At 29.8% G+C, this 5,465-nt stretch carries 6 protein-coding genes; all 6 read right to left on the reverse strand.

Annotated features, from left to right (window positions below):
• Positions 1 to 128: 128 nt before the first annotated feature.
• The 6 genes from ACJAX4_RS21780 to nrdR all read right to left on the reverse strand — a co-directional run bounded on the left by ACJAX4_RS21780 (position 129) and on the right by nrdR (position 5,461).
• Positions 129 to 953 carry a substrate-binding domain-containing protein gene (locus tag ACJAX4_RS21780; protein ID WP_435791537.1) on the reverse strand — a complete coding sequence of 275 codons (825 nt, stop codon included), beginning with the start codon at positions 951 to 953 and terminating at the stop codon, positions 129 to 131.
• A 71-nt stretch (positions 954 to 1,024) separates the two neighbouring features.
• On the reverse strand, positions 1,025 to 1,681 hold the full coding sequence (gene phoU / locus ACJAX4_RS21785; protein WP_435791538.1) for a phosphate signaling complex protein PhoU: 657 nt from the start codon (positions 1,679 to 1,681) through the stop codon (positions 1,025 to 1,027).
• 92 nt (positions 1,682 to 1,773) lie between these two features.
• Positions 1,774 to 3,477: a two-component system histidine kinase PnpS gene (gene pnpS / locus ACJAX4_RS21790; RefSeq protein ID WP_435791539.1), complete on the reverse strand. Its 1,704-nt coding sequence runs from the start codon at positions 3,475 to 3,477 to the stop codon at positions 1,774 to 1,776.
• A 2-nt stretch (positions 3,478 to 3,479) separates the two neighbouring features.
• Entirely contained in the window at positions 3,480 to 4,175 is a 696-nt protein-coding gene (locus ACJAX4_RS21795; protein WP_435791540.1) for a response regulator, read from the reverse strand.
• Positions 4,176 to 4,206: 31 nt separating this feature from the next.
• A complete protein-coding gene (pgeF, locus tag ACJAX4_RS21800; RefSeq protein ID WP_435791541.1) occupies positions 4,207 to 4,923 on the reverse strand; it encodes a peptidoglycan editing factor PgeF in 717 nt (238 codons plus the stop codon).
• An 82-nt stretch (positions 4,924 to 5,005) separates the two neighbouring features.
• The gene (nrdR, locus tag ACJAX4_RS21805) at positions 5,006 to 5,461 is read right to left on the reverse strand and encodes a transcriptional regulator NrdR (protein ID WP_435791542.1); all 456 of its coding nucleotides are present in this window, start codon (positions 5,459 to 5,461) and stop codon (positions 5,006 to 5,008) included.
• Positions 5,462 to 5,465 lie beyond the last annotated feature (4 nt).

The following is a 5,465-nucleotide window of genomic DNA, read 5'->3' on the forward strand; positions in this document are numbered from 1 at the left end:
AACTAGCTAAGTCAACGATATTAACATTTATAAGGAGAAAAATAGCGTATATCGACAGTTTTCATTATAAACTTACCAGATAATCTATTATTTACTATAGACTAAAAATACCTCCTAAGAAGGAGGTATTAAGATGCTTCTATACAATGTTTTCTGACAATTTTTATACCGTCTTCACTTTTTATATAATTAAGGAAATCATCCAAACTATCTTTTTTTTCTTTAGAATAATACACTTTTATTGGAAAATTCAAGGCATAAAGTTTATTCGCAAGATTTGAAAGAGTTAGTTCAATACCACTTAGTTTTAAAAACACATTATCTTTATTATACCATTGTCCAGGTATAATTCCTATAGCATTTTTGTTCTGAGCAACAAAATTTTTCATTTCTTCCATACTTGATACATACTTAATATCGCTACTCATTTCCTCTTTAACAGGAGTATCCATAATACTTATGTTGAATTGTTGTTGAACTAAACTTAGAGGGTTTTTAAACGCCACAGGTATTATTGTTTGAGATTCACCCTTTAAGTCCACCCAATTTACCATATTCCCTGTATATATTTTTTTTAATTCCTGAGTTCCCACACTCTTTACTTTATTACTAACATTCACAATAATTCCTATTCCATCATAAGCTAATATTTCAGACTCAATTTTCTCATCAGCTGGCTGAACATATCCAACTAGTATATCCACCTCAGAATTGTTTATTTTAGTGAATGCACTATCTCTATCAAGAATTTCTACAACGACTACCGTTTCGTTATTTAAATTATAATCCCTTGCTAAATCATTTACCATGGGCGAAACTGACTCTTCACAAATTATTTTAATACTTTTAGATTTTTTTACTTCGACTTGTGCTTCTTTTTTACATCCTGTGTTCAGCATTACTATACTAATACAAAGAATTGTGGTCAATGTTTTTATGTTCATTTTTTTCATAATCACCACTCCACTACAATATTTTAAAAACATAGTTATTGTAATTGTAGTTTCTGTATTTTACCTGAAAACTATTCGTTTAAATCAACTCTTTCACCAGTAACTAGATAAATTGTCCATTCACATATATTTGTCGTATGGTCTGCAATACGCTCTAGAAACTTACATACAAATAAAAATTGAGTTGCTTGTTTTATCGTACTTGGCTTTTTTGCCATTAATTGTAAAAGCTCACTAAAAACTTCGTAATATAAATTGTCTACTTCATCATCTCGTTTTCCAACAGCATAGGCTTTCTCAATATCTCCTTCTACATATGCATCTAATGAATCTTTTATCATAAGTATTACTATTTCAGCCATTCTAGGAATATCTATTAACTCTTTAATGTATTCTTCATCTTTTAATCTTAAAGTAATTTTAGCTATATCTACAGCATGATCTGCTATTCTTTCAAGGTCAGTTACTATCTTTGTTGTAGTGAAAATATTTCTTAGATCTATAGCTAATGGCTGTTGCATGGCGATGAGTCTTATTGCTTTGTCTTCTATTTCATGTTCCATTATATCAACAATGTCATCATCCTTCATTATTTTTTCAGCCTTCCCAACGTCTTGTTGTACTAGGGCATAGATGCAATCGTGAATTTGTTTTTCTACTATACTTCCCATTCTAATTAGGTCATTATGAAGCTCTTGAAGATTAGCTTCAAATACTTTTCTAGCCATATTATCACCTTCCTCTTTATATTTTAGCCAAATCTAAATGAATATAACCTTTTATTCGTTAATTTTGAGACCCGATATAATATTTTATGTTTTTATTTACTGTATGGAATTTCGATTATGAATTTACTACCTACTCCAAGTTTACTTTCCACAGATATTTTGCCGTCAAATTTAAGTACTATATGCTTAACGATAGCAAGACCTAATCCTGTTCCGCCTTTTGATCTAGAACGAGCCTTATCCACTCTATATAATCTCTCAAAGATACGTGGAATTTGCTCCTTAGCTATTCCGACCCCAGTATCCTTAACCCAAAGAATGATTCCATCATCTCTGCCCTCTGTCCCAATGCAAACACTATCGCCTGTTTCTGAGTAGTTTAGTGCATTATCTACTAAGTTAATTAACATTTGTTTAAACCTATCAGTGTCGCCTATCAGTGTATTTACTTTATCCTGCTCTATTGATAACTTAATTTGTTTTACGTCTGCAGTGTTTTTCATCAAATTGTAAACATCTTCTACTATTTTATTAACATTAATGCTTTCCTTTTTAAGTTCTTTTTGCTGTTCTATATTAGAAAGTATTAAAATATCTGTAATAAGTCTAGTTAATCTTTCAGTTTCTTCATTTATTATATTCAAGAACTTTTCCTTTGTCTGCGCATCATCAACATATTTTAGAGTCTCTGCAAATCCTTTAATAGATGTTAAAGGTGTTTTAAGTTCATGGGAAACATTAGCAACGAATTGTGTTCTCATATTCTCTAATTTTTTCACTTCTGTAATGTCCTGGACAACAGCTACAGTACCAATATGCTCGCTTCTATTAATTATATCCGCAGTCTTTATCCTAAGTTCTCTTTCCTTTGGCCAAACTATCTTTATTTCCTTATAGTCATCATCACTTTGATGGAAGATATTTTCTAATTCAAAATCTCTAATATTATCCAGAAGATTCTGCCCTATAATATCTTTTGATATTCCAAATATTTTTTTCGCATATGGATTAATCATTATGACTTTGTTATTTCTATCCACCGCAATGACTCCACTGTCCATACTTTGTAGAATAGCCTGTAACCTATTTTGCTTATCTGTAACTTCATTCAGTGTAAACTCTAATTTATCTGCCATCTCATTGAAATTCTTAGCTAGCTCTCCTATTTCACCGTTTGTTAGTATTTTAACCCTTCTATGAAACTCACCCTTGGTAATCCTTGAAGTTATAAAAATCAAGTCTTCTATTGGTTTCACTATAATATACGATAATTTAAGAGAAAACCAAATAGTCATCATTCCAGAAAAAATTATGGCACTAATGTAAAATTTAAAATATTTACTTCCCAGGCCATTTACTATTTTAACAGGCATAGAACTTCTAATAATAAAACCGTCATCTAAAACAGTAGCAAAATACATCATGTTCTTCTCAGTAGTGTTACTATATCTAACTATATATCCACTACCGCTTCTTCTTGCAGTCATTATTTCTTCCCTGCTATTATGATTATCCATAGTTTCCATATCTATATTTGAATCATAAATAACTTTGCCCTTCTTATTAATGTATGTAACTCTAAGTTCTGAGCCCGCTAAATTATCAGTAAAGAATTTTCCCTTATCTATTAAATTATTACTACGTAATAGGCTAATTATCATATTATTATTCATTTCAAGCTTATTCTTCATGTTTTGTTGGTATTCATAATTAAAAATAGAGACAAATAATGTAGTCACTACTATAAATATAAATATTACAGCGCTTAATAAATATATCATTAATTTTTTTTTCATAATTAATCTCCAAAGTTAAATTTATATCCTATACCCCGAATAGTCTGGATATACATTGGATTTTTATCATCTTCTTCAATTTTTTGTCGTAGATGCCTTATGTGAACATCTACAGTTCTTGTTTCTCCTACGTATTCATAACCCCATATTTTATCTAGTAAGAAGTCTCTAGTCATAACTCTCCCTTTATTTGTTATTAGAATTTCTAGAAGTTCAAATTCCTTTAATGTTAGGTCGATTTTTATTTCACTTTTAAGAACCTCATGCTTACCAAAGTCAATATCTAAATTACCAACTTTAAATGTTTTTTCAACTATTTGCATAGTACTTCTTCTAAGTATAGCTTTAATTCTTGCTACTAGTTCCCTTACTGAAAATGGTTTTGTAATGTAATCATCTGCCCCTAGCTCAAGTCCGATTATTTTATCTATTTCTTCTCCTTTTGCTGTTATCATTATTATGGGCATGTTTGACATAGATGAATCTTTTCTAATTTCCTTACACACATCTAAGCCATCCATTCCAGGCAACATTAAGTCTAGTAACATAAGTTGTGGCAAATGTTCTTTAGCAAGTTTTATGGCGTCGATACCATTGTCAGAAAGTATGACCTTGTAACCATTTTTTTCTAGATTAAATTTAATTAATTCCTGTATATGTTCTTCATCATCCACAACTAATATTTTTTCATCTGCCAATTTAACCCCTCCGTATCTTTTTATTTGTTTATTACTTTAAATAAACAAAAGAAAACATTCTACCTAGCTTATTCTCACTAAATCTATAGGAATATAATTCATGGTGCTTATTACAAGCAGTACAAATATTGGTAGTGATAATATTTGTTTTTTTAATACCTTTTGCCATAAGCTGTGTCATAATACATTTTTGTAAATCTAATTTATTGTTATTACTAATTTTAATATTACTATAAATGTCTTCACTAGTAAACTCTTCTATTAAATCGCTGCTAACTTCATAGCAACAACCTCCGATATGTGGGCCAATGTAGACCTTTATATCCTTGGATATTGAGTCATAAGTCTCTTGTAATCTTTCAATGGTTTTACTTACAATTAAAACTTTTGTACCTTTCCAGCCACTATGTATTGCTGCGATTACTCCCTTACTAGTATCTACTAAAATAACAGGTACACAATCTGCTGTAAAAATGCCAACTGCCGTTTTTGTTTTATCTGTTATGAGTGCATCACCATCTTGAGTGTCAATCCTATCATCAAAACTTAAAATTTTATCACTGTGAATTTGATTTAAATAACCAACATTCTGTAACTGATAATACTCTTTGATGTTTTTAAGGTTGTGTAATCCTTCATTAGTATTTTTATTAAAGTTTAACCCATCCTTTGCCGTAGAAAATAAAATCACCGCATTACCACATTCAAATTTTATAAATTTATCATAATTAATATTGTCACTTTCCATTACTTCACCTCATTTAAAATACTTAGACTTTTAAAATCTCTTATATATTTAAATCTACAAAAAAAATGCCAAAACGGCATTTTTATTCGGTACACATTAGTTTTCGTATTTCTTCCATGAATGTATTAATATCTTTGAATTGTCTATAAACCGAAGCAAATCTAACATAAGAAACCTCATCTACATTTTTTAATATACTCATGATAATTTCTCCAATATGATCAGATTTCACTTCTGTAAGCATTTCATTATTTAGCTTTTTTTCTACTTCGTCACAAATATTCTCAATTTGCATTCTAGATACTGGTCTCTTTTGACAAGCCTTCATTAAGCCATTTATTATTTTTGTTCTATCAAAATATTCTCTATTAAAATCTTTTTTGATTACTAAAATAGGTATATCTTCTACCTTCTCAAACGTAGTATATCTTTTTAAACAACTAAGACACTCTCTTCTTCTTCTAATTGCAATATTATCCTCCGTTGATCTAGAATCAACTACTTTACTCTCTTCACAGCTGCAAAATGGACATTTCAATGCT

The organism is Clostridium sp. (assembly GCF_051278035.1).
GTDB lineage: Bacteria > Bacillota > Clostridia > Clostridiales > Clostridiaceae > Clostridium_AD.

Bases quoted from the DNA above. Each gene is read 5' to 3' on its own strand.
- ACJAX4_RS21780 (WP_435791537.1), bottom strand. From the start codon at position 953: ATGAAAAAAATGAACATAAAAACATTGACCACAATTCTTTGTATTAGT.
- phoU (WP_435791538.1), bottom strand. From the start codon at position 1,681: ATGGCTAGAAAAGTATTTGAAGCTAATCTTCAAGAGCTTCATAATGAC.
- pnpS (WP_435791539.1), bottom strand. From the start codon at position 3,477: ATGAAAAAAAAATTAATGATATATTTATTAAGCGCTGTAATATTTATA.
- pgeF (WP_435791541.1), bottom strand. From the start codon at position 4,923: ATGGAAAGTGACAATATTAATTATGATAAATTTATAAAATTTGAATGT.